The organism is Kitasatospora sp. NPDC059973 (genome assembly GCF_042737525.1).
GTDB lineage: Bacteria > Actinomycetota > Actinomycetes > Streptomycetales > Streptomycetaceae > Kitasatospora.
Genome location: NZ_JBHWUI010000038.1, coordinates 38,736 through 58,475 on the forward strand (window position 1 = coordinate 38,736; position 19,740 = coordinate 58,475).

The following is a 19,740-nucleotide window of genomic DNA, read 5'->3' on the forward strand; positions in this document are numbered from 1 at the left end:
CGTCGAGCCGAGAGGAGGCAACCGATGGTGACGCGGCAGTACGTCCCGCAGCGTGGGGACCTTGTACACGACAGGCTCACGAAGGCTGTCGGAGAGTTCATGGGAATCGACGGTCAGGTGGTGTACCTCCGACCCGCACGTGGCGGGGTGGAATGGGAAACCTACCTGTCGGAGATCGAGCCGACGCCTGACAGCGGCCGAGGGTTCCACACGTCGGGCAGCGCGGCATGAGCGGCGCGAGCGATCAAACACCAGTGTTCTCCACCAGAGTGGCATGGACGCTCAGCCCGGACCGGGAGCCCGACGCGCCGCCGGTCACGCATCAGCTCTGCTGTGTCTCTGAGGACGAGGGCGGGAACGTCTGTGGGGCGAAGGGCCCACGCTCCGAGTCCGCCGAGAGGGCGCATGCCTGGGTGTTCTCACACGCGGGTGAGCACCCCGCGCACCGCTCGTTCTACGACGCGGTCGAGATGCCCTACGTCCTGAGCCCGGCGGTTGAGCCGGAGCAGCGCGCGCGGTCGGCGCGGTTTTACCCGTCGGAGCACTGAGTGGCAGCCACCAAGAGTCTCAACGAGCGCTCCGAGTGCTCCGAGTGCGACTACTTCGCCCGCGCTGAGGCGCAGTACCCGGCAAGGGACTACCCCACAATCGCGTGCCGGCTCGCCCGGGCCCGTGCAGCCCATGAGGCCGACGAAGAGTACGCATCACTGGAGGCAGCGCATGTCAGATAGCCAGTGGCCCTCTACGTGGCTGGCGTTCCTCGGAGGCCCCGCACCGTACGAGCCGGAGGCCTGGGAGGACGAGCCCGTCGACCCCTACGCGTGGCTCAGGGGCCACGGCTGGCCGCCGGAGCGGCCCCTGGGCCCCGGCCCCGTCCTCACGCCGGAGGAGCACACCGAAGCGCCGCTGACGCCGGACCAGCGCGAGCGCCGCGCCGAACTGCTGGCCCGAGTGCGCGGTGCCCACCACCCGAGGATCCGATGAAGGGGAAGGGACGGTCGTGCCGGAGCTGAGACGTCCGCGGTACCGCGAGCCGCTGGCACCGCCTCTGTACGCCAGCGTAGAGGGGCACATCTTCGCAGAGTTGGACCCGGACGAGAGCGCAATGGGCTGCCAGTGTCCCCGGCGCGCCGACGGCGGGTGCGTGGAGGATCTGGGCCTCCCTGGACTACAGGGGCAGTTTCGGGACCGCTTCCGTCGGCTGTGGACGGTCCTTGGGCGGGAGCGCGTGGCCGATCCCCTCACCGGCAGGGTGCGCTCCACGACGGTAATGATCCGTTGCGTGGAGGGCGGCCGACCGGTCCGCAAGACGATCCGATGCGCCGACGCGCTCGTGACCGAAAGCCAGTACGAGCGGGCCCGGGTTGGACGCCCACCGGCCCACCTAAGGCTTCCGCCCCGGCCGGCTACCCCTGTGGACAGCTAACCGGCCGGTACGGGCCCAGACTCCCGCCCCGGCCGCCGAAATCTTGGCAGAGAGCAGCAGTCGGAGCGGGTTCCGCAACACCGCACGACCCGCCGTTGAGTGACGACGGAACCTTCGCAGCGTGAGGAGAGACAAGTATGCCTGTACCGCCCAAGGCAAAGCCGACGCGCCCGCCCGGACCGGTGCCGCCGGAAGCCGATCCGTCACTGACGGGTAGGGATCAGAGCGTCCAACATCACAGCCAGAACCGAATCCATTGGAGGGACCACCCATGGGCAAGCACGGCGGAGGATCGGGAAGCGACGGAAAGGGGACCGCGGGAGGCGGGAAGGGAGGCGGACACTCCGGGAAGCCCGACACGGCGCCGCTCGACGGCAAGCGCGACGCCCCGCCGAAGAAGTAGGGGTACCCATGACCTGGAGCGAACTGGCCGACACGCTCAAGAACTCCGGTGCGCTGTCAGCTGACTGGGAGCAGACGTTCCGTGCAGTGCCGCGCACCCTTTTCACCCCGGACCGAATCCTCCACGACGGCGAGTGGACTGACCGGGCTGCAGAGCCGGACCGCTGGAACAGCCTGGTGAATTCGGATCTGCCGCTCGCAACGCAGACGTACGACGACGAGGCAACCCCGTCGTCCTCCAGCTCCATGCCGACGGTGGTCACGCAGATGCTCCGGCACCTGGACGTCATGCCGGGCATGCGGGTGCTGGAGGTGGGCACCGGAACCGGTTGGACGGCAGGACTTCTGGCGCACCGGCTTGGCGCTGAGAATGTGACCACCGTTGAGGTGGATCCTGTTCTCGCGATTGAAGCGCGCGACCGGTTGAATGCGTTGGGGCTGCTGCCGACCGTCGCAGCCGGAGACGGGATGCTGGGGCACCCGGAAGGTGCGCCGTTCCATCGGGCCCAGCTGACAGCAGCAGTGCAGCGGGTGCCGTCCCCACTCATCGAGCAGATGACGCCCGGAGGAGTGATCCTCGTCCCGTACGGCACACCGTTCTGCAATGGGGGGCTACTGCGGCTCACCGTGGCTGCGGACGGCCGGTCGGCGAGCGGCCCATTCGTCGAGGATGTGTCGTTCATGTGGGTGCGCGACCAGCGGCCCGAGAGCGGCGACTTCGAGATTGACGACGTCCGGCACGGGGCGTCCGACATCGACCCCGCTGATGTGGCAGAACAGACGCATGCGGCCTTCGCCATCGGCCTGCGGATGCCGGACCTTTTCCGGCAGGACGTGTGGGCCGGCTACGACCGGTTCGGCACGGGCCGCTTCGAGGTCTGGGACGGAGTGTCGTACGCCCATTGTCGTCTGGCGGATTGGGACGGCAAGCACGCGGTGTCGCAGTCCGGCCCACGCTCACTGTGGGAAGAGGTGACGGCTGCACATGCCTGGTGGGTCCGTAAGGGCAGGCCGGATCTCACTCGGTTCGGCATGACCGTGACCGTCGACGGGGAGCACCGTCCATGGCTGGACAGCCCGGAGCACCTCATCGGATAGCCCCTGAAGCCGGCCCGGCCGCCATACGTCCCCCGCGGGGCGGTCGGGCCTCTGGACATCCTCGCGCTACCGGATTCGTCCCCGGTACGCCAGCGGAGGGTGAGCAGAGCCCCCGGCTTGCACCTGCCGGGGGATCTGTGTGTTCCTACAAGCCGCACCGTGACCGGTGGACTAGACCTCGTGTGAACCTTCAGGGCTGACATTCGGACTGGCGTTTTCACCTGCGGTTAAGCGAGGATTGGTCCACGGGTCAAGGGAGCCATGTGCGTCCACCCGTTCCCGGCCCAGTCCGCACCGCAGGTGTATCTACGACAGCCGGAGAACCTTTCAATGCGCTTCCTCAACTCCCAGACCGGCAGCTACGAAGACCGTTCTTTGGTACCGTACGACCTCACGTACGACGACGTCTTCATGGTCCCCAGCCGCTCCGCCGTGGGCTCCCGGCAGGGTGTCGACCTCTCCTCGAACGACGGCACCGGCACCACCATCCCGCTGGTGGTGGCCAACATGACCGCCATCGCCGGCCGCCGGATGGCCGAGACCGTGGCCCGCCGCGGCGGTCTGGTCGCCATCCCGCAGGACATCCCGACCGAGGTGATCGCCGACGTCATCGGCTGGGTCAAGCAGCGCCACCTGGTGCACGACACCGCCATCACGCTGGGCCCGGGCGCCACCGTCGCCGAGGCCCTCTCGCTGCTGCACAAGCGCGCCCACGGCGCGCTGGTCGTGGTCGAGGACGGCAGGCCGATCGGCGTGGTCACCGACTCCGACTGCCAGGGCGTCGACCGCTTCACCGGCCTCGCCGACGTGATGTCCCGCGACCTGCTGCTGCTGGAGGAGGGCATCGACCCGCGCGCCGCCTTCGACAAGCTCACCGAGGCGCACCGCAAGCTCGCGCCGGTGGTCGACGCCGACGGCCGCCTGGTCGGCATCCTGACCCGCAAGAACGCGCTGCGCGCCACCCTCTACACCCCGGCCGTCGACGCGCGGGCCCACCTGCGGGTCGCCGCCACCGTCGGCATCAACGGCGACGTGGCCGGCAAGGCCAAGGCGCTGATCGAGGCCGGCGCCGACGTGCTGGTGGTCGACACCGCGCACGGTCACCAGGAGTCCATGATCAGCGCGCTGCGCGCGGTGCGCGGGCTCGACCCGCAGATCCCGATCGTGGCCGGCAACGTGGTCTCCGCCGACGGTGTCCGCGACCTGGTCGAGGCGGGCGCCGACATCCTCAAGGTCGGTGTCGGCCCCGGCGCGATGTGCACCACCCGGATGATGACCGGCGTCGGCCGGCCGCAGTTCTCCGCTGTCCTGGAGTGCGCGGCCGAGGCCCGCCGGCTCGGCAAGCACGTCTGGGCCGACGGCGGTGTCCGCCACCCGCGCGACGTCGCGATGGCGCTGGCCGCCGGCGCGTCCAACGTGATGATCGGCTCCTGGTTCGCCGGGACGTACGAGTCCCCGGGCGACCTGCAGACCACCGCCGACGGCCGCCAGTACAAGGAGAGCTTCGGGATGGCCTCGGCGCGCGCGGTGAGCAACCGCACGTCGCAGGACTCCTCCTACGACCGCGCCCGCAAGGCGCTCTTCGAGGAGGGCATCTCGCACTCCCGGATGTTCGTCGACCCGGCCCGCCCGGGCGTCGAGGACCTCATCGACTCGATCGTCGCCGGGGTGCGCAGCTCCTGCACCTACGCGGGCGCCTCCAGCCTGGAGGAGTTCCACGAGAAGGCCGTGGTCGGCATCCAGAGCGCGGCCGGCTACGCCGAGGGCAAGCCGCTGCACTCCAGCTGGGCCTGATCGCGGCGGTCCAGACCGAGGAGGGACCAGGCGCCCGACGCACGGTCAACCGACGGCCGGCCGGTTCCTCGCCACGGGGAGCCGGCCGGCCGTCGGCCGCTCGGGAGCGGGCGGCCCGTCCGCCGGGGGTGCCGCGCCCCCGGCGCGGGGCCGGTCCGGGCCGAGCGGGGTGAGCAGGGCGCGGCCGAGCAGGCCGACCGAGGTGTCCAGCGTGGCGGCGAGCGCCGCGGCGGCCGACGGCACGCCGCGCAGCTGCCAGAGCGCGCGGACGGTCGCCCAGGCCGCCTCGCGGGCGGTGTCGACCGACCAGGTGCCCAGCAGGTGCGTCAGCGGCTCGGCCCGCTCCAGGGCGTCCGGCCCGGGCATCAGCTGCTCCCGGACGGCCGTCTCCACCCCGGCCAGCAGGTCGTTGACGCGGTGGTAGTCCCCGGCGAGCCGCTCGGGCCCGCAGCCGAGCCGTCGGCAGGTGTCGAGCACGGCGAGCGGCAGGTCGTGCTGGATGTGGGCGTTCATCCCGGCCAGCGCGAACTGCAGCGGGTGCACGCCCCGGTGCGCCCGCAGGGCGAAGAGCGGCCGCCAGCAGGCCGGTACCGGCCGCCCGGCCGCCTCGGCGTCCAGGGCCAGCAGGTAGCGCCCGGCGAAGACGACGTCCAGCTCGGCCATCCCGGCCGGGTCGGCGAAGTACGGGCGGCCGGGGCGGTCCGGGGCGCCGCGTGAGCGCTCCGGGCGCGCCAGCCGGCGGCGCACCGCGTCCGTGACGGTGAGGTACATCCGGTTGAACACCGCCACGCCGTCGTCCGGGGGCAGCCCGGCCCCGATCGCCCGCAGCCGGCCGAGCACCTCGTCGACCGTCCGCGTGGCCGGTGCCCCCGCTCCCGCCCCCGTCACCGAGGCCGCCGTACCGGGCATGCGTCACCCTCCGATGTCGATCGTGCACTGATCGCATCATCGTGACAGCGGCCCGGGCGAACGGTCGGGCGCCGCGCGGAGGCCGGGCCGGTGCGCGCCCGGTGCCGTCAGCCCAGCTCGTACTCCAGGGCGTAGGTGTGGCCGCCGTCGTCGTCCACCGACAGCTCGAAGGTGCCGGTGATCCCGGCCAGCTCACCGGCCCCGGTGCCCGCCACCACCCGGATGGCGAGCGGCTCGCCCTGGCTGCCCGGCGCCGCGTGCTGGAGCACGAACGAGCCCGCGCGCCCGTCCAGCTCGCCGGTGAACCGCTCCACCGCGACGTACGCGGCCGGTCCGCCCGCGCCGTCCAGCACGGAGAGCATCCGCACCACGCTGCTGCCGGTCAGGCCGCCCGTGAACTCCTTGGTGATCCGGATCCGGCCGAGCGTGGCGCCCGGCTGCTCGTCCGTCTCCTCCGGCTCGAAGGCGGTCAGCTGGAACGATCCGTGCGTGCTCCGGCCCATGGCACTGTCCCCTCGACGCCGCTGCTCGGCCGGCACCGCGCCGGTCGCGTCCACAGCCTGGCACGGGGGACCGACAACGGCCCGGGCGGCGGGCGGTCACCGTACCCAGGCCGGCGCTCACCGCTCCCGGGACGGCGCTCACTCCTCCCAGCGCAGGGCGAGGAGCGCCGCGTCGTCGGTCGGCCCGGCGGCGCCGACCCAGTCGCCCACCTCGGCGAGCAGCGCGTCCAGGACGGCCCCGGGGCCGGTCGCCGGCAGCGCGGCGAGCCGCTCCGCCAGCGGGTAGAACCGGTCCGCGGTGTCGCGGGCCTCCGAGACGCCGTCGGTGTAGAGGATCAGCAGGTCCCCCGGGAGCGGCTCGAAGCCGCCCGCCCGGTAGTGCCCGCCGATCAGCCCGAGCAGGCCCAGCGGCGGGGCGTGCAGCGGCGGAGCCAGCTCGGTCACCCGGCCGGCGCGGCGCAGCAGCGGGTGCGGATGCCCGCAGTTGACGAAGCGGGCCGGCCCGCCGGCCGGTGCCACGTCCAGCAGGAAGGCGGTCGCGAAGCGCTCGTTGACCCGGCGCTCGGACAGCGCGGCGTCCAGCCGTTCCGCCACCCGGACCAGGTCGGGCTCGGTCCGCGCGGCCTCCCGGAACACGCCCAGCACGTCCGTGGCGGTCTCCACCGCCGGGAGCCCGTGGCCCTGGACGTCCCCCAGCAGGATCCGGATCCCGTGCGGGGTGTCCACCACCTCGTAGAGGTCCCCGCCGATCCGGGCCTCGGCCGCCGCGGCGGCGTACCGCACGGCCACCCGCAGTGGTCCGATCCGCTCCGGCGGCGGGCGCAGCAGGGCCCGCTGCGCCGCCTCGGCCACCGTCCGGACCTGGGTAAGTTCGCGCTCCCGGGCCGCCACCAGGACGACGTTGGCGGCACTGGCCAGGGTGGCGGCCAGGACGGTGATCAGCGCGGCGAGGTGCACGGACAGCGGCAGCCCGCTGTTGCTGAGCTCCAGCAGCACCACGGCGGCGGTGGCGACCGCCCCGGCGAACAGGGGCACCCGGGCCGAGCGGGTGATCGCCCCCGCCAGCATCGGCGCCACCGCGAGCACCGGGGAGAGCGTCGTCCCCGGCCCGGTGATCAGGTCGGCCACCACGGCCGCGACCAGCAGCAGGAACGCGCAGCCGAGCAGCCGCTTGGCCCGCCGGGGCAGGCGCAACGCCGGCAGCGCGTCCTCCGGGCCGTCTCTGGTCACGCGTACACCTCCGGTGGGCGGGGCCCACTGTCCACTCTCCACCGGCCCGGCCGTCCCCGGCACCTCGGGCATCCGGCTGGGCCCCGGGAGCCGCGGGGGCCCCGGTTAGGGTGGCGGTGAGATGAGACGCAAGCGCAAGGCACCGACCGCACCCCTCCCGCAGCGCCGCGGGGTGGACCCGGTGCACCTGCGGCTGCCCGCCGAGGGGCCGTGGCCGACGGTGCGCGCCTACCTGGCCGAGCGGCTGCCGACCGTCGACCCGGCGCGGATCGACGCGCTGCTGAGCGGGCGCGAGATCGTCGGCGTGGACGGCCCGATCGGGCCGGAGGAGCCGTTCCGCCCCGCCGGTCACCTCTGGCTCTACCGGGACCTGCCCGCGGAGGTCCCCGTCCCGTTCGAGCTGGAGGTGCTGTACCGGGACGACCACCTGGTGGTGGTCGACAAGCCGCACTTCCTGGCCACCACCCCGCGCGGCCGGCACGTCGTCGAGACGGCGCTCTCCCGGCTGCGGCACGGGCTCGACCTGCCCGCGCTCAGCCCGGCGCACCGGCTGGACCGGCTGACGGCGGGCCTGGCGATGTTCGTGGTGCGGCCGGAGGACCGGGGCGCCTACCAGACGCTCTTCCGGGACCGGCTGGTGCGCAAGGAGTACCAGGCCGTCGCACCGCACGATCCGGCGCTCGCGCTGCCCCGTACGGTCCGCAGCCACATCGTCAAGGAGCGCGGCGTGATCGCGGCGCGGGAGCTGGACGCCCCGCCCAACAGCGAGAGCCGGATCGACCTGGTCGAGCACCGGGACGGTCTGGGCCGCTACCGGCTGCGGCCGCTCAGCGGGCGCACCCACCAGCTGCGGCTGCACATGAGCGGACTCGGGGTGCCGATCCTGGGGGATCCGGTGTACCCGGTGGTGCTGCCCGAGCCGGCCCCGGACGACTTCCGCCGGCCGCTGCAACTGCTCGCCTCCGTGGTCGAGTTCACCGACCCGCTGACCGGCCGGCCGCACCGCTTCGAGACCCGCCGCACGCTGGCCGCCTGGGTCGATCCGCAGTCCTGGGCGGCCGCCGACGCGCCGGTCCCCGCACCCCGTCCGGCTCGGGATCCGGACCGGGGCTCCGACGAGGACACCGACCGGGACTCCGACCGGGACCGGGACCACGGCCCGGGCCTCGGTCCGGCGATCTAGGCCGAACGGACCACCGGCCCCCCGGCCTGCGGTCCGATCCGCACCGGACCGCCCCGGAGCGATCGTGGTGCCATGAACGCACCTCAGCACACCGCAGGATCCGCCGCCCCCGTCGCCGTGGTCACCGGTGCCTCGCGCGGCCTCGGCCGGGCGCTGGCCCGGGCGCTCGCCGCCGACGGCTGGCAGCTGGTGATCACCGCCCGCGACGCGGCCGAACTCTCCGCCGTCGAGGCCGAACTGGCCGCCGTCACCACGGTGGTCGCACCGGCCGGCTCGGTCGTCGACGACGGCCACCGGGCCCGCCTCGCCGAGGCGGCCGCCGGCCTCGGCGGAGCACGGCTCCTGGTCAACAACGCCGGCACGCTCAACGGCTCCGACACGACCGACGTCCCGCTGCCCCGCCTCGCCGACGTCCCGCTGCCCGATCTGCTGGAGACCTTCGAGGTCAACGCCCTGGCGCCGATCGCGCTCACCCAGCTCGTGCTGCCCCAGCTGCGCCGGCACGGCGGGGCCGTCCTGAACATCAGCTCGGACGCGGCCGTCGAGGCCTACCCCGGGTGGGGCGGCTACGGCGCCAGCAAGGCGGCACTGGACCAGGCCTCCGCCGTGCTGGCCCGGGAGGAGGAGGCGGTGCGGGTCTGGGCGGTGGACCCGGGCAGCATGCGCACCCGGATGTACCAGGACGCCTGCCCGGGCGAGGACATCTCCGGCGAGCCGCTCCCCGAGACCGTGGTGCCCGCGCTGCTCGCCCTGGTGGGCGGCAGCCGGCCCTCCGGCCGCTACCGTGCCGCGCACCTCCCGGCAGGTGCGCGGGCCGCGCGATGACCGCCGCCGCGGACCCCGGGATCGACGTCACCGTCCCGCCCGAACTCTCCGCCCGGGCCCCGGCGGAGGCGCGCGGCACCGCCCGCGACGGCGTGCGGATGCTGGTCGGCCGCCGGAGCGGGCCGGCCGTCGGGCACCGCCGCTTCACCGAGCTGCCCGAGGTGCTGCGCCCCGGGGACCTCCTGGTGGTGAACAACTCGGCGACCCTGCCCGCCGCGCTGCCCGGCCGGCTGGCCGACGGCACCCCCGTGGCGCTGCACCTCTCCTCGGCCCGGCCGGACCGGCGCGGGGCCTTCCTGGTCGAGCTGCGCCGCCCCGCCCCCGGCGCGGCGGCCGCCTTCTGGCCGCCGGAGGAGTCCCCGGCCCGGCCGGGGCTGCGGGTGGCGCTGCCGGGCGGCGCCGCGGCCGACCTGGTCGAGGCGTTCACGCCCCGGCTCTGGCGCGCCCGACTCGCCCTGCCCGAACCGCTGGTGGCCTACCTGGGCCGCCACGGCAAGGCGATCCGGTACGGCTACGTGGACCGGGACTGGCCGATCGAGGCCTACCAGACGGTCTTCGCCACCGTGCCGGGCAGCAGCGAGATGCCCAGCGCCGCCCGGCCGTTCACCGCCGGGGTGGTGGCCCGGCTGGCCGGGCGGGGCGTGCTGGTCGCGCCGATCACGCTGCACACCGGTGTCGCCTCGCCGGAGGCGCACGAGGCGCCGTACGCCGAGTGGTTCCGGGTACCGGCCGCCACGGCCCGGCTGGTCGGCCACGTCCGGGCCGGTGGCGGGCGGGTGATCGCGGTCGGCACCACCGCCGTCCGGGCCCTGGAGTCGGCGGTCGCGCCGGACGGGAGCGTCCGGGAGGCCGAGGGCTGGACCGAACTGGTGGTCACCCCCGAGCGCGGGGTGCGCGCGGTGGACGGCCTGCTCACCGGCTGGCACGAGCCCCGGGCGTCCCATCTGCTGATGCTCGCCGCGGTGGCCGGCCGGCCGCTGCTCGAACGCTGCTACGCGGCGGCCGTCCACGAGCGCTACCTGTGGCACGAGTTCGGCGACGTCAACCTGCTGCTGCCGGACTAGGCCCGGCCGGGCGGCGGCCGGCCGTCAGCCGGCCGCGGGCGCGAAGAGCGTGCGCGCCGCGTGGTCGGTGTCGAGGTACTCGCGGACGGCGGTGATCAGGCCGTTCTCGACGGTGAAGACGCCCAGGCACCGGTTGTGGTACGCGGCGCCGTTGGCCGCCGTCCCCCGCGCGGTCCACTCGGCGACCACCTGCGGGCCGTCGGCGAGCAGACCGGTCAGCGTCACCTCCAGGGGGGTGCCGGGCGCGAACAGCGTGCCCACCGAGCCGAGGAAGTCGTCGAGGATGGCGGTCCGGCCGCGCCAGACCCCGGACAGCGGCAGGTCGCCCGGGTAGGACCAGGTGGCGTCCTCGGCGAACGAGGCCGCCGCGGTGGGCAGGTCGCCCTCGGCGATGGCGGTGACGTAGCGCTCCACGACGGCGCGGGGGTCCAGCGGGTTCAGGACGGCTCGGTTCACGACGGCTCGGTTCACGACGGCTCCTCGGGTTGCGGTCCGGGACGGTCGCCGGGCCCCTCGCCCGGCCGCGCCGTCCTGTGGGGCCAAGCCAACCGCCCGGCCGCCGGGCGGGCCAACAACCCGGCGTGGGCGGCGACAAGGATCGGTTGTCGTACCAGGCCGGGGCGGGTGCGCGGCCGGGGGAGGAGCTACCAGGGCCGGCTGCCCGGCGGCAGCTCCAGCTCGAACCAGACCACCTTGCCCTCCCGGGTGCGCCGGGTGCCCCAGCGGTGCGCGAGTTCGTTGACCAGGTGCATGCCGCGCCCGCCCTCGTCCTCCTCCCGGGCGCGGCGGATCCGCGGCGACTCGCTGTCCCGGTCGGCGACCTCCACGGTGAGCACCCGGTTGTGGAACAGCCGCAGCTGGACGGGGGATCCGGCGTGCACCAGCGCGTTGGTGATCAGCTCGCTGGTGAGCAGTTCGGTCCAGTCGGCGAGCGCGCCCAGGCCCCAGCCGGCCAGCGTCTCCCGGGTGAAGCGGCGGGAGTGCGCGACCATCGCGTGGTCGTCGCTGAGCGAGAGGGTGGCGATCCGGTCGGTGCCGGTCGGCCGGGCCTGGGCCAGGATGATCGCGATGTCGTCCTCGCTGGTGCGGCCGGTGAGTTGGGCGAGCACGGCGTCGCAGGTCTGCTCCAGCGTGCGGTGCCGGTCGCCGACGGTCCGGCAGAGCAGGTCCAGGCCCTCGTCGAGGTCGCGGCCCCGGCGCTCGACCAGGCCGTCCGTGTAGAGCGCCAGGATGCCGTCCTCCGGGAGCGTGAACTCGATGCTCTCGAAGGGGACCCCGCCGACGCCGAGCGGCGCGCCCGGGGGCAGTTCGACCAGCTGGGCCCGGCCGTCGGCGTCGGCCACCACCGGCGGCAGGTGGCCCGCGCAGGCGGCGGTGCAGCGTCGGTCCACCGGGTCGTAGATCACGCAGACGCAGGTGGCGAACTGGCCCTCGCCGATCTCGGCGGTGGCCTCGTCGAGCCGGTGCATCACCCGTTCCGGGTCGAGGTCGAGGGTGATCAACGTCCGTGCCACGGTGCGCAGCTGGCCCATCGTGGCGGCGGCCCGGATGCCGTGGCCCATCACGTCGCCGACCACCAGCGCGACCCGGCCGGAGGAGAGCGGGACGATGTCGAACCAGTCGCCGCCGACCTCGCTGACCACGCTGCTGGGCAGGTAGCGGTAGGCGATCTCCAGGCCGATCGCGCGGTGGATCTCCTGCGGCAGCAGGCTGCGCTGCAGGGTGAGCGCGGTGTCCCGTTCGCGGCGGTAGAGCCGGGCGTTGTCCATCGCGAGCGCCGTCCGCGCGGCCAGCTCCTCGGCGAGGGCGCGGTCCGCCGGCCCGTACGGCACCGGGTTCCTGGTCCGCAGGAACTCCGCGCCGCCCAGCACCATCCCGCGGGCCAGCAGCGGCACCATCAGATAGGAGTGCACCCCGGCGTCCAGGCCCGGCTGCACCCGGTCCGGCGCGGCCACGATCCCGCGCAGCGCCGTCTCGTCCACCTCCGAGACCAGGATCGACCGGCCGGTGCGCAGGCTCTGCGCGTACACCTGGGCGGACTGCGAGGTGGCGCCCACCTGGTCGGCGGCGGCCGCCATGGTGCCGTCCGGGCCGGCCTCGCCGACGGCGACCGCCCGCATCAGGACGGAGCCGTCGTCCGGCACCGGGCTCGGGTCCTCGCCGCCGAGGACCGCGTCGCGCAGGTCGACGGTGACGAAGTCGGCGAACCGCGGGATCACCACCTCCACCAACTCCTCGGCGGTGCGGTGCAGATCGAGCGTGGTGCCGATCCGGGTGCTGGCCTCGTTGAGCAGGGAGAGCCGCTGCTGGGCCGCCCAGGCCTCGTCCAGGGCGCGCTGGCGGGCGGCGGCCGCGTCGCGCTCCCGGGTGAACAGCAGCGCGTTGTCGATCGAGACGGCCGCCCGGACCGCCAGCTCTCCGGCGAGCGCCAGGTCGTCGTCCTCGTACGGTCGTTCGACCACCGTCCGGTAGAAGGCGGCGACGCCGACCGGCGAGCCGCGGGCGATCAGCGGCACCACCATGAACGAGAGGACGTTCTGCTCCCGCGCGGCCGCGGTGCGGACGGGGTCGTCGGCGAACCAGGCCATCCCCTCCTCGTCCATCCGCGGCACCAGCACCGGTTTGCGGTGGGCGAGGCTCCACGCGTACGGCGAGCCGGGCGCGAACCGCTGCACCCCGCCGGTGCGGTCGATCGGCTCCAGCGTCGAGCCGTGCGCCGAGTGGAACGCCATCCGGCGCAGCACGGCGGAGCCGTCCGCCGGGGCGCGGACCTCGCGCTCGCCGCGCACCAGGTCGTCCAGCACCTCCACCACCACGGTGTCGGCCAGCCGCGGCGTCGCGACCTCGGCCAGCTCCTTCGCGGTCTGGGCCAGGTCGAGGGTGGTGCCGATCCGCGCCGAGGCGACGTTGACCAGGGCCAGCCGTTCCTGCGCGGCCTTCGCCTCGCGCAGCGCCTGCTGGCGGGCGAGCACCGTCTGGTGCTGGCGCAGGTAGAGCCGGGCGTTGTCGATGGCGACGGCGGCCCGCGAGGCCAGCTCGTCACCGAGCGTGATGTCCGCCTCGGCGAACGCCTCCCGCTCGCCGCGCCGGGAGTACACCACCATGCCGAGCGTGGTGCCGCGCGCCACCAGCGGGGTGATCCGCACCGAGCGGGGCCGGTCGCCGAGGTAGGCCTGTCGGCGGCTCTCGGTGATCGCCGAACTCAGCGGCGGCAGCTCCCAGGACGGCGTCACCACCGTCCGCCCGGTCGCCAGCGCCCTCCCGTACGGGGAGTCCGGCGACAGCTCGTACACCGAGTCCACCGGCAGTGCCTCGGCGGGGTAGAGCGGGTCGGTGGTGGCGAGCGCCAGCCGCCGGACCAGGTGCGGGACGGACGGGTCGAGCGGCTCCACGGTGCGCCCGGCGACCAGGGCCTCCAGCGCGAACACCCCGCTGATGTCGGCGACCCTGGGCACCATCGCGTCGGCCAGCTCCCGGGCGGTCTGCCGCAGGTCCAGGGTGGTGCCGATGGAGGCGGTGGCGTCGACGAGCAGCGCCAGCCGCTCCTGGGCGCGGGCGGCCCGGGCGTCCGCGCGGAACCGTTCGGTGATGTCGATGAGCGTCGAGCTGACCCCGAGGACCTCGCCGCCCGGGTCCTCCAGCCGGAAGTAGGAGGCCGACCAGGCGTGGTCGTGCGTCGGGTCGCCGGGGGTGCGGCCGTGCGAGCGGGCGTCCACGACCGGATCGCCGCTCTCCAGCACCTGCCGCATCACCTCCTCGCTCTCGGCGCCGTTGATGCCGGGCAGCAGTTCGGTGAGGCGGTGGCCCAGGTGCGCCTCGGCCGGCAGGCCGTTGACCCGGGCCAGTGCGTCGTTCAGCCGGACGAAGGCCAGCCGGCTGTCGTACACGGCCATCCCGACGGGGGACTGCGTGAAGAACCCGTCCAGGACGGCGAGGTCCGCCTGGATCCGGCGCAGCGTCGTGACGTCGGACGCGACGGCCAGCACCAGCGGACTGCCGCCGGGGCCGGAGATCGGGTGGGTGCGGAACTCCAGGTTCACGTAGTGGCCGTCCCGGTGCCGGACCGGGAAGACGCCCGACCAGCCGCGCCCGTCCACGATCTCCTGGAAGAGCTCCAGGACCTCGGGCCGCTGGTCGTCGGTGGCCAGCAGCTGCGCGGCCAGCGAGCCGATGGCCTCCTCGGTGCTGTAACCGAGCAAGGCCTCGGCGTCACTGCTCCAGTGCAGGATCCGCCCGTCCGCCTCGATCAGGGCGGTCGCGATCGGGACCATCAGCAGGGCGTCCTGACGCGACCCCCCGGCGCCCGGGCGCCCCGGGCGCGGCCCCTCGGAGCCGCCGGTATCACGTTGCTCGTTCACCATGGCCAGAGAACCGCCCGGAGATCGTTTCTGCCAGCCCTGCCATCTTCCCACGGCCCCCGCACCCCCGCCCCGCGCACTCCGCCGGGGCGCCGCCGCCCGCCCTGCCCCGGCCGCACGCGGCGGGACGGGGGCGCGCCACCGCGGTCGGTCCCGCGAGGTCAGTCCAGCGCCTCCAGGACGGTGGCGTTGGCCAGGCCGCCCGCCTCGCACATGGTCTGCAGGGCGTAGCGCGCGCCGCGCCGGCGCATCGCGTGCACCAGGGTGGTCATCAGCCGGGTGCCGCTCGCCCCGAGCGGGTGGCCGAGCGCGATCGCGCCGCCGCTCACGTTGACCTTGGCCGGGTCGACCCCGGTCTCCTGGAGCCAGGCCAGCACCACCGAGGCGAACGCCTCGTTCACCTCGAACAGGTCGATGTCCGCCGGCGAGAGCCCGGCCCGCCGCAGCACCTTCTCGGTGGCGGGGAGCACGCCGGTGAGCATCAGCAGCGGGTCCGAACCGGTCACCGCGAAGGAGTGCAGCCGGGCCAGCGGGCGTAGGCCCAGCCGGGCGGCCGTCTCGCTGCTGGTGATCAGCACCGCCGAGGCGCCGTCGTTGATCGGGCTGCTGTTGCCGGGCGTCACCGACCACTGGATCTGCGGGTACCGCTCGGCCATGGCGGGGTCGGTGAAGGAGGGCCGCAGTCCGGCGAGCACCTCGGGTGTGCTGCCCGGACGCACCGACTCGTCCCTCGTGACGATCCCGGCGGGCGTCGGCACCGGGGCCAGCTCCGCCTCGAACCAGCCGGCGGCGTGGGCGTGCGCGGCCTTGGCGTGCGAGTCGAGGGCGAAGGCGTCCATCGCCTCCCGGGTGACGGACCACTTGGCGGCGATCAGCTCGGCGCTGACGCCCTGCGGGATCAGCCCGCCGGGGTAGCGGGCGTTGATCGCGGCGCTGAACGGGTCCGCGCCGGGCGGCACGTTGGACCACATCGGCACCCGGCTCATCGACTCGACGCCGCAGGCCACCACCAGGTCGTACGCGCCCGCGATCACGCCCTGGGCGGCGAAGTGGACGGCCTGCTGGGAGGAGCCGCACTGCCGGTCCACGGTGGTCGCCGGGACGGACTCCGGCAGACCGGCCGCCAGCCAGGCGTAGCGGGTGGTGTTCATGGCCTGCTCGCCGACCTGGTCGACGCAGCCGCCGATCACGTCGTCGACCAGGGCCGGGTCGATCCCGCTGCGTCCGACCAGGGTCCGGAGGGTGTGCGCGAGCAGTTCCACCGGGTGGACGGCGGAGAGCGCGCCCCCCGGTTTGCCCTTGCCGATGGGGGTGCGGACAGCTTCGACGATTACGGCGTCACGCATGACGGCCGCCTTCCTCTGCGAGGGGCTCCGGGCGGTCGGGCCCGGGGCACGAGGGTAGTTGGAAAGCCGAACCCACTATAGAGGAGTGGGTTTGGAAATCCAACCATCGAACCTCGTCCGTCCTCGGTCCGGTCAGGCGGCGGCCTCCGGGCAACGGCTCTGCAGGGTCCGCAGCAGGGCTATGCCGCCCGGATCGACCGAGCGGCGGGTGTTGGCCAGGGCGATCACGCCCACCTGCTTCTCGGGGTCGAAGGCGACGAAGGAGCGGAAGCCGCCCGTCCCGCCGTTGTGCCAGATCTGCAGGTGGCCGCCCTGGCGGGGGTGCAGCCGGTGGCCGAGCCAGCCGAGGTGCACCCAGGCGAACGGGTTGACCCGGTGCTCCACCTCCCGGGTGAGGGCGATCGCCGGCGCCAGGGGCTCGCCGCCGTCCGTGCCGCAGGCCAGCTGGGCCCGGAGCAGTACCGCCAGGTCGGCGGCGGTCGAGCGGAACCCGCCGGCGCCGGCGAGGTCGGCCAGCTGCCAGCCGGGCACCGGTCGGCGCCCGGGCGTGTGGCCCTGGGCGAGCCGGTCGGCCCGCTCCCCGTCGACGCGGATCACCGTGTCGGTGAGCCCGAGCGGTTCGCAGACCTCCCGGGTCACCAGCTCCTCGTACCCGGTGCCGGCCCGGTGGGCCAGCGCCAGGCCCAGCAGCCCGGCGCCGAGGTTGGAGTAGCGGAAGCCCCGCCCGGGAGCGGCCCGGGGTCTGGTCCGGGCGAGCCCGGTGAGCAGCATGTCGGAGGTGCAGCCGCGGTACGGGTCCGGCTTGTTCGGGCGGAGCAGTGCGGGCAGCAGCATCCCGGCGGGCAGCCGAGGCAGGCCGGAGGTGTGGGTGGCGAGGTGCCGCAGCGCGATCGGCCTGCCGCGCCTGGCCGGCACGCTCACCCCGGCCGGCAGGGCGCCCGCCAGGACGTCCGCCAGCGGTTCGTCGAGCGCCGTCGAGCCGTCGAGCGCCATCCGGGCCAGCGCGAGCGAGGTGAACACCTTGGTCACCGAACCGATTTCGAAGACCGTCCGCGGGCCGGGCACGTCACCGGGCCGGTCGGCGGCGGTGCTCCCGGCGCCCCGGATCTCCACCGCGCCGCCGGCCAGGCCGGCGACCACCACGCCGACCTGCTGGGTCGCGAGCCGGTCGGCGGTCTGTTGGACAAGGCTGCCAAGGTCGTTCATGGCTTCGAGCCTAGGTGTCCGGCGGAGCCCGGTCGTCCGCCCGGACGACGATTCCCGCCCCCGCCGGTCCTCCGTCAGGAGTACGCCCCGCTGCTCCCCCTGATGTGCGGGGAGAGCGGCGGGGCGTAGCGGGGCGGAGTCGCCCCTGGCGCGGCGTCAGCAGCCCAGGTTCGGGCCCGGGACGGTGCCGAGGATCTGGGTGAAGGACTGGTAGGCGTTGATCCGGCTCTGCACCTGCGCCGGGTTGCCGCCGTTGCACTCCAGCGAGCCGTTGATGCTGCGGATCGTCTCGCCGAAGCCGGCCCCGTTGACCATGGCGTTGTGCGGGGTCATGGTGCCCGGGCCGGTCTGGGTGTTCCAGTACCAGAGGGCGGTCTTCCAGGCCACCGCCGGGTCGGTCTGCACCAGGCCGGGGTTGTGCAGCAGGTCGATGCCCAGGGCGTCGCCGGCGGCCTTGTAGTTGAAGTTCCAGCTCAGCTGGATCGGACCGCGCCCGTAGTACGCGGCCTGCCCGGCCGGGCACCCGTACGGCTGCGAGCTGTCGCAGTAGTGGGGGTAGTTGGCCGTGTTCTGCTCGACCACGTAGACCAGCCCGCCGGTCTCGTGGTTCACGTTGGCGAGGAAGGCCGCGGCCTCCTGCTTGCGGACGGTGTCGCCGCCGGTGTTCGCGAAGGCCGGGTAGGCGCTGAGCGCGTCGAGCAGCCCCTGGTAGGTGTAGAAGGAGTTCCGGTTCGGGAACATCTGGTTGAACTGCGCCTGGCTGACCGGGAACCCGCCGGGGTTCGGGGTGGTGGGGGTGGTCGGGCCGCAGCTGTACGGCTCCCAGTACCAGGTGCTGATCACCGGGTCGTAGCCCGGGTTGTCGTGGGTGGCCCGGTAGTACCCGCCGTTGGTGTAGCGGACGATCGCGCCGGTGGTGTACGCGCGTCCGGCGACCCAGTCCGGGTAGACGCAGCCGCCGGGGGTCGGCGTCGGGTCGGTCGAGCCGCCGCAGGAGCCCTGGTCGGCCCAGACGCCGGTGCCGGCGGTGCTCGGGGTCTCGTTCTGGGTCCACCACTTGGCGGACCAGTTGTGCCCGTTGTAGGAGACGGCCGCGCCGCCGGTGTACGCGGTGGACGCGTTCCACGGCGTGGCGCAGGCGGCCGCGTTGGCCGCCGAGGCGGGCAGCAGCAGGAACACGGCCAGCGCCGTGACCAGCGCGGACATCAGTGCGAGCAGGCGTTTCGTTGACACTTGATCACCCCTTGTGCGGTGGGGGCCGCACGGTCGTGGAGGGAGGTGGGTCGTGACAGGGAGCGCGCGGCCCCGCGGTGTGCGGCGCGTCGTGGGGGACGGGCCGCCCGAGGTGCGGCCGACCGGGATGCGGCCGGGAGAGGTGCGGTCCGGCGGGGGGTACGGGCCGGTGCGGGCCGTGCGGGGTTAACCCCAGACTCAAGCGGAATGGTCTATACCTGTCAAGGGCATGACGGGGGTTCGGGGCGAATTCGGCCGGAACCGGACGGTGCCGCGGAGTCTGCGAGGATGGCGCCATGGAAGAGACTCCCGGGCCGGCCGCCCCGGCCGGTCCCGGCGCGCCGATCAGGTCGGGCATCCCCGACCACGGTCGGGTGCCCAAGTACTACGCCGTCAAGGGCCGGCTGGAGGAGTTGCTGGACGAGCTCGGCGAGGGCGGCGTGCTGCCGACCGAGCGCGATCTCGCGGCCCGCTTCGAGGTGGCCCGGGAGACCCTCCGCCAGGCGCTGCGCGATCTGCTGATCCAGGGCCGGGTCCGCCGCCGCGGCCGCGGCACCGTGGTCGCCGGGCCGAAGCTGGAGCAGCCGCTCTCGCTGGCCAGCTACACCGAGGGCGTCCGCCGCCAGGGGCGGCTGCCCGGCCGCACCCTGATCGGGCTGGAGCGGTTCGCCGCCGATCCGCTGCTCGCCGGGCAACTGGCCATCGCGGTGGGGGAGCGGGTCTGGCACCTGGAGCGGGTGCTGCTCGCGGACGGCGAGCGGGTCGGCCTGGAGAGCACCTACCTGGCGGTGGCCCGGGTGCCCGCGCTGGACCGGGAGTTCGACCCCGGGGCGTCCTTCTACGCCTTCCTCCGGGAGAAGGCCGGCATCGAGTTCGGCGGGGCCGACGAGCGGATCGAGACGGTGCTCGCCTCCCCGCGCGAGGCGCTGCTGATCGGCACCCCGCCCGCCCTGCCGATGCTGCTGCTCCACCGGCTCACCAGGGACGCGGACGGCGTGCCGCTGGAGCGGGTCCGCTCGCTCTACCGGGGCGACCGGTTCAGCTTCACCACCCGGCTGGAAGCCGGCTGACGCCCGGTCCGGCGCCGGACACCTCGCACCCGGCCCCGCCGCGCCCGGCCGCACCGCCGCCGGGCCCCCGGACGGCCCGGCGGACCCGACGCC

General features: G+C 74.3%; 15 protein-coding genes. 7 read left to right on the forward strand and 8 right to left on the reverse strand.

The window, feature by feature from the left end; all coding sequences use genetic code 11:
* Positions 1-720: 720 nt before the first annotated feature.
* The 3 genes from ACFWA9_RS13520 to ACFWA9_RS13530 all read left to right on the forward strand — a co-directional run bounded on the left by ACFWA9_RS13520 (position 721) and on the right by ACFWA9_RS13530 (position 4,720).
* Positions 721-984, forward strand: coding sequence for a hypothetical protein (locus ACFWA9_RS13520; protein ID WP_352288675.1), 264 nt, complete (start codon positions 721-723; stop codon positions 982-984).
* A gap of 853 nt (positions 985-1,837) precedes the next feature.
* Positions 1,838-2,926, forward strand: coding sequence for an rRNA adenine N-6-methyltransferase family protein (locus tag ACFWA9_RS13525; protein WP_380386569.1), 1,089 nt, complete (start codon positions 1,838-1,840; stop codon positions 2,924-2,926).
* A gap of 330 nt (positions 2,927-3,256) precedes the next feature.
* Entirely contained in the window at positions 3,257-4,720 is a 1,464-nt protein-coding gene (locus tag ACFWA9_RS13530) for a GuaB1 family IMP dehydrogenase-related protein (protein ID WP_380386611.1), read from the forward strand.
* 45 nt (positions 4,721-4,765) lie between these two features.
* On the opposite strand, the gene ACFWA9_RS13535 is transcribed toward ACFWA9_RS13530, so the two are convergent.
* The 3 genes from ACFWA9_RS13535 to ACFWA9_RS13545 all read right to left on the reverse strand — a co-directional run bounded on the left by ACFWA9_RS13535 (position 4,766) and on the right by ACFWA9_RS13545 (position 7,362).
* Positions 4,766-5,629, reverse strand: coding sequence for a DUF5995 family protein (locus ACFWA9_RS13535; protein ID WP_380386571.1), 864 nt, complete (start codon positions 5,627-5,629; stop codon positions 4,766-4,768).
* Between the two features lie 107 nt (positions 5,630-5,736).
* Positions 5,737-6,132: a DUF3224 domain-containing protein gene (locus ACFWA9_RS13540; protein ID WP_380386574.1), complete on the reverse strand. Its 396-nt coding sequence runs from the start codon at positions 6,130-6,132 to the stop codon at positions 5,737-5,739.
* Between the two features lie 138 nt (positions 6,133-6,270).
* Positions 6,271-7,362 (reverse strand): PP2C family protein-serine/threonine phosphatase, encoded by a 1,092-nt coding sequence (locus tag ACFWA9_RS13545; RefSeq protein WP_380386577.1) that lies wholly within the window; start codon positions 7,360-7,362, stop codon positions 6,271-6,273.
* A 121-nt stretch (positions 7,363-7,483) separates the two neighbouring features.
* On the opposite strand from ACFWA9_RS13545, the gene ACFWA9_RS13550 reads away from it, so the two are divergent.
* The 3 genes from ACFWA9_RS13550 (at position 7,484) to ACFWA9_RS13560 (ending at position 10,434) form a co-directional block, all read left to right on the forward strand.
* The gene (locus tag ACFWA9_RS13550) at positions 7,484-8,545 is read left to right on the forward strand and encodes a pseudouridine synthase (protein ID WP_380386580.1); all 1,062 of its coding nucleotides are present in this window, start codon (positions 7,484-7,486) and stop codon (positions 8,543-8,545) included.
* Between the two features lie 72 nt (positions 8,546-8,617).
* Positions 8,618-9,370 (forward strand): SDR family NAD(P)-dependent oxidoreductase, encoded by a 753-nt coding sequence (locus ACFWA9_RS13555; RefSeq protein ID WP_329486541.1) that lies wholly within the window; start codon positions 8,618-8,620, stop codon positions 9,368-9,370.
* Positions 9,367-10,434, forward strand: a complete 1,068-nt coding sequence (locus ACFWA9_RS13560; protein WP_380386583.1) for an S-adenosylmethionine:tRNA ribosyltransferase-isomerase — start codon at positions 9,367-9,369, stop codon at positions 10,432-10,434. The genes ACFWA9_RS13555 and ACFWA9_RS13560 overlap by 4 nt, the downstream gene beginning before the upstream one ends.
* A gap of 24 nt (positions 10,435-10,458) precedes the next feature.
* Here the strand turns inward: ACFWA9_RS13560 and ACFWA9_RS13565 are convergent, their stop codons facing one another.
* The 5 genes from ACFWA9_RS13565 to ACFWA9_RS13585 form a co-directional block, all read right to left on the reverse strand.
* A complete protein-coding gene (locus ACFWA9_RS13565) occupies positions 10,459-10,905 on the reverse strand; it encodes a nuclear transport factor 2 family protein (RefSeq protein ID WP_380386586.1) in 447 nt (148 codons plus the stop codon).
* A 173-nt stretch (positions 10,906-11,078) separates the two neighbouring features.
* Positions 11,079-14,705: a SpoIIE family protein phosphatase gene (locus tag ACFWA9_RS13570; protein ID WP_380386589.1), complete on the reverse strand. Its 3,627-nt coding sequence runs from the start codon at positions 14,703-14,705 to the stop codon at positions 11,079-11,081.
* Between the two features lie 248 nt (positions 14,706-14,953).
* A complete protein-coding gene (locus ACFWA9_RS13575) occupies positions 14,954-16,138 on the reverse strand; it encodes a thiolase family protein (RefSeq protein ID WP_380386592.1) in 1,185 nt (394 codons plus the stop codon).
* 132 nt (positions 16,139-16,270) lie between these two features.
* Positions 16,271-17,344 carry a serine hydrolase domain-containing protein gene (locus ACFWA9_RS13580; protein ID WP_380386594.1) on the reverse strand — a complete coding sequence of 358 codons (1,074 nt, stop codon included), beginning with the start codon at positions 17,342-17,344 and terminating at the stop codon, positions 16,271-16,273.
* Positions 17,345-17,500: 156 nt separating this feature from the next.
* On the reverse strand, positions 17,501-18,550 hold the full coding sequence (locus ACFWA9_RS13585) for a glycoside hydrolase family 19 protein (protein ID WP_352288996.1): 1,050 nt from the start codon (positions 18,548-18,550) through the stop codon (positions 17,501-17,503).
* Between the two features lie 323 nt (positions 18,551-18,873).
* On the opposite strand from ACFWA9_RS13585, the gene ACFWA9_RS13590 reads away from it, so the two are divergent.
* Positions 18,874-19,647 (forward strand): GntR family transcriptional regulator, encoded by a 774-nt coding sequence (locus ACFWA9_RS13590; RefSeq protein WP_380386596.1) that lies wholly within the window; start codon positions 18,874-18,876, stop codon positions 19,645-19,647.
* Positions 19,648-19,740: the final 93 nt, after the last annotated feature.

Excerpts from the sequence above, each read along its gene's own strand:
- ACFWA9_RS13520 (WP_352288675.1), top strand. The coding sequence starts at position 721 with ATGTCAGATAGCCAGTGGCCCTCTACGTGGCTGGCGTTCCTCGGAGGC.
- ACFWA9_RS13525 (WP_380386569.1), top strand. The coding sequence starts at position 1,838 with ATGACCTGGAGCGAACTGGCCGACACGCTCAAGAACTCCGGTGCGCTG.
- ACFWA9_RS13530 (WP_380386611.1), top strand. The coding sequence starts at position 3,257 with ATGCGCTTCCTCAACTCCCAGACCGGCAGCTACGAAGACCGTTCTTTG.
- ACFWA9_RS13535 (WP_380386571.1), bottom strand. The coding sequence starts at position 5,629 with ATGCCCGGTACGGCGGCCTCGGTGACGGGGGCGGGAGCGGGGGCACCG.
- ACFWA9_RS13540 (WP_380386574.1), bottom strand. The coding sequence starts at position 6,132 with ATGGGCCGGAGCACGCACGGATCGTTCCAGCTGACCGCCTTCGAGCCG.
- ACFWA9_RS13550 (WP_380386580.1), top strand. The coding sequence starts at position 7,484 with ATGAGACGCAAGCGCAAGGCACCGACCGCACCCCTCCCGCAGCGCCGC.
- ACFWA9_RS13555 (WP_329486541.1), top strand. The coding sequence starts at position 8,618 with ATGAACGCACCTCAGCACACCGCAGGATCCGCCGCCCCCGTCGCCGTG.
- ACFWA9_RS13560 (WP_380386583.1), top strand. The coding sequence starts at position 9,367 with ATGACCGCCGCCGCGGACCCCGGGATCGACGTCACCGTCCCGCCCGAA.
- ACFWA9_RS13570 (WP_380386589.1), bottom strand. The coding sequence starts at position 14,705 with ATGGTCCCGATCGCGACCGCCCTGATCGAGGCGGACGGGCGGATCCTG.
- ACFWA9_RS13575 (WP_380386592.1), bottom strand. The coding sequence starts at position 16,138 with ATGCGTGACGCCGTAATCGTCGAAGCTGTCCGCACCCCCATCGGCAAG.
- ACFWA9_RS13580 (WP_380386594.1), bottom strand. The coding sequence starts at position 17,344 with ATGAACGACCTTGGCAGCCTTGTCCAACAGACCGCCGACCGGCTCGCG.
- ACFWA9_RS13585 (WP_352288996.1), bottom strand. The coding sequence starts at position 18,550 with ATGTCCGCGCTGGTCACGGCGCTGGCCGTGTTCCTGCTGCTGCCCGCC.
- ACFWA9_RS13590 (WP_380386596.1), top strand. The coding sequence starts at position 18,874 with ATGGAAGAGACTCCCGGGCCGGCCGCCCCGGCCGGTCCCGGCGCGCCG.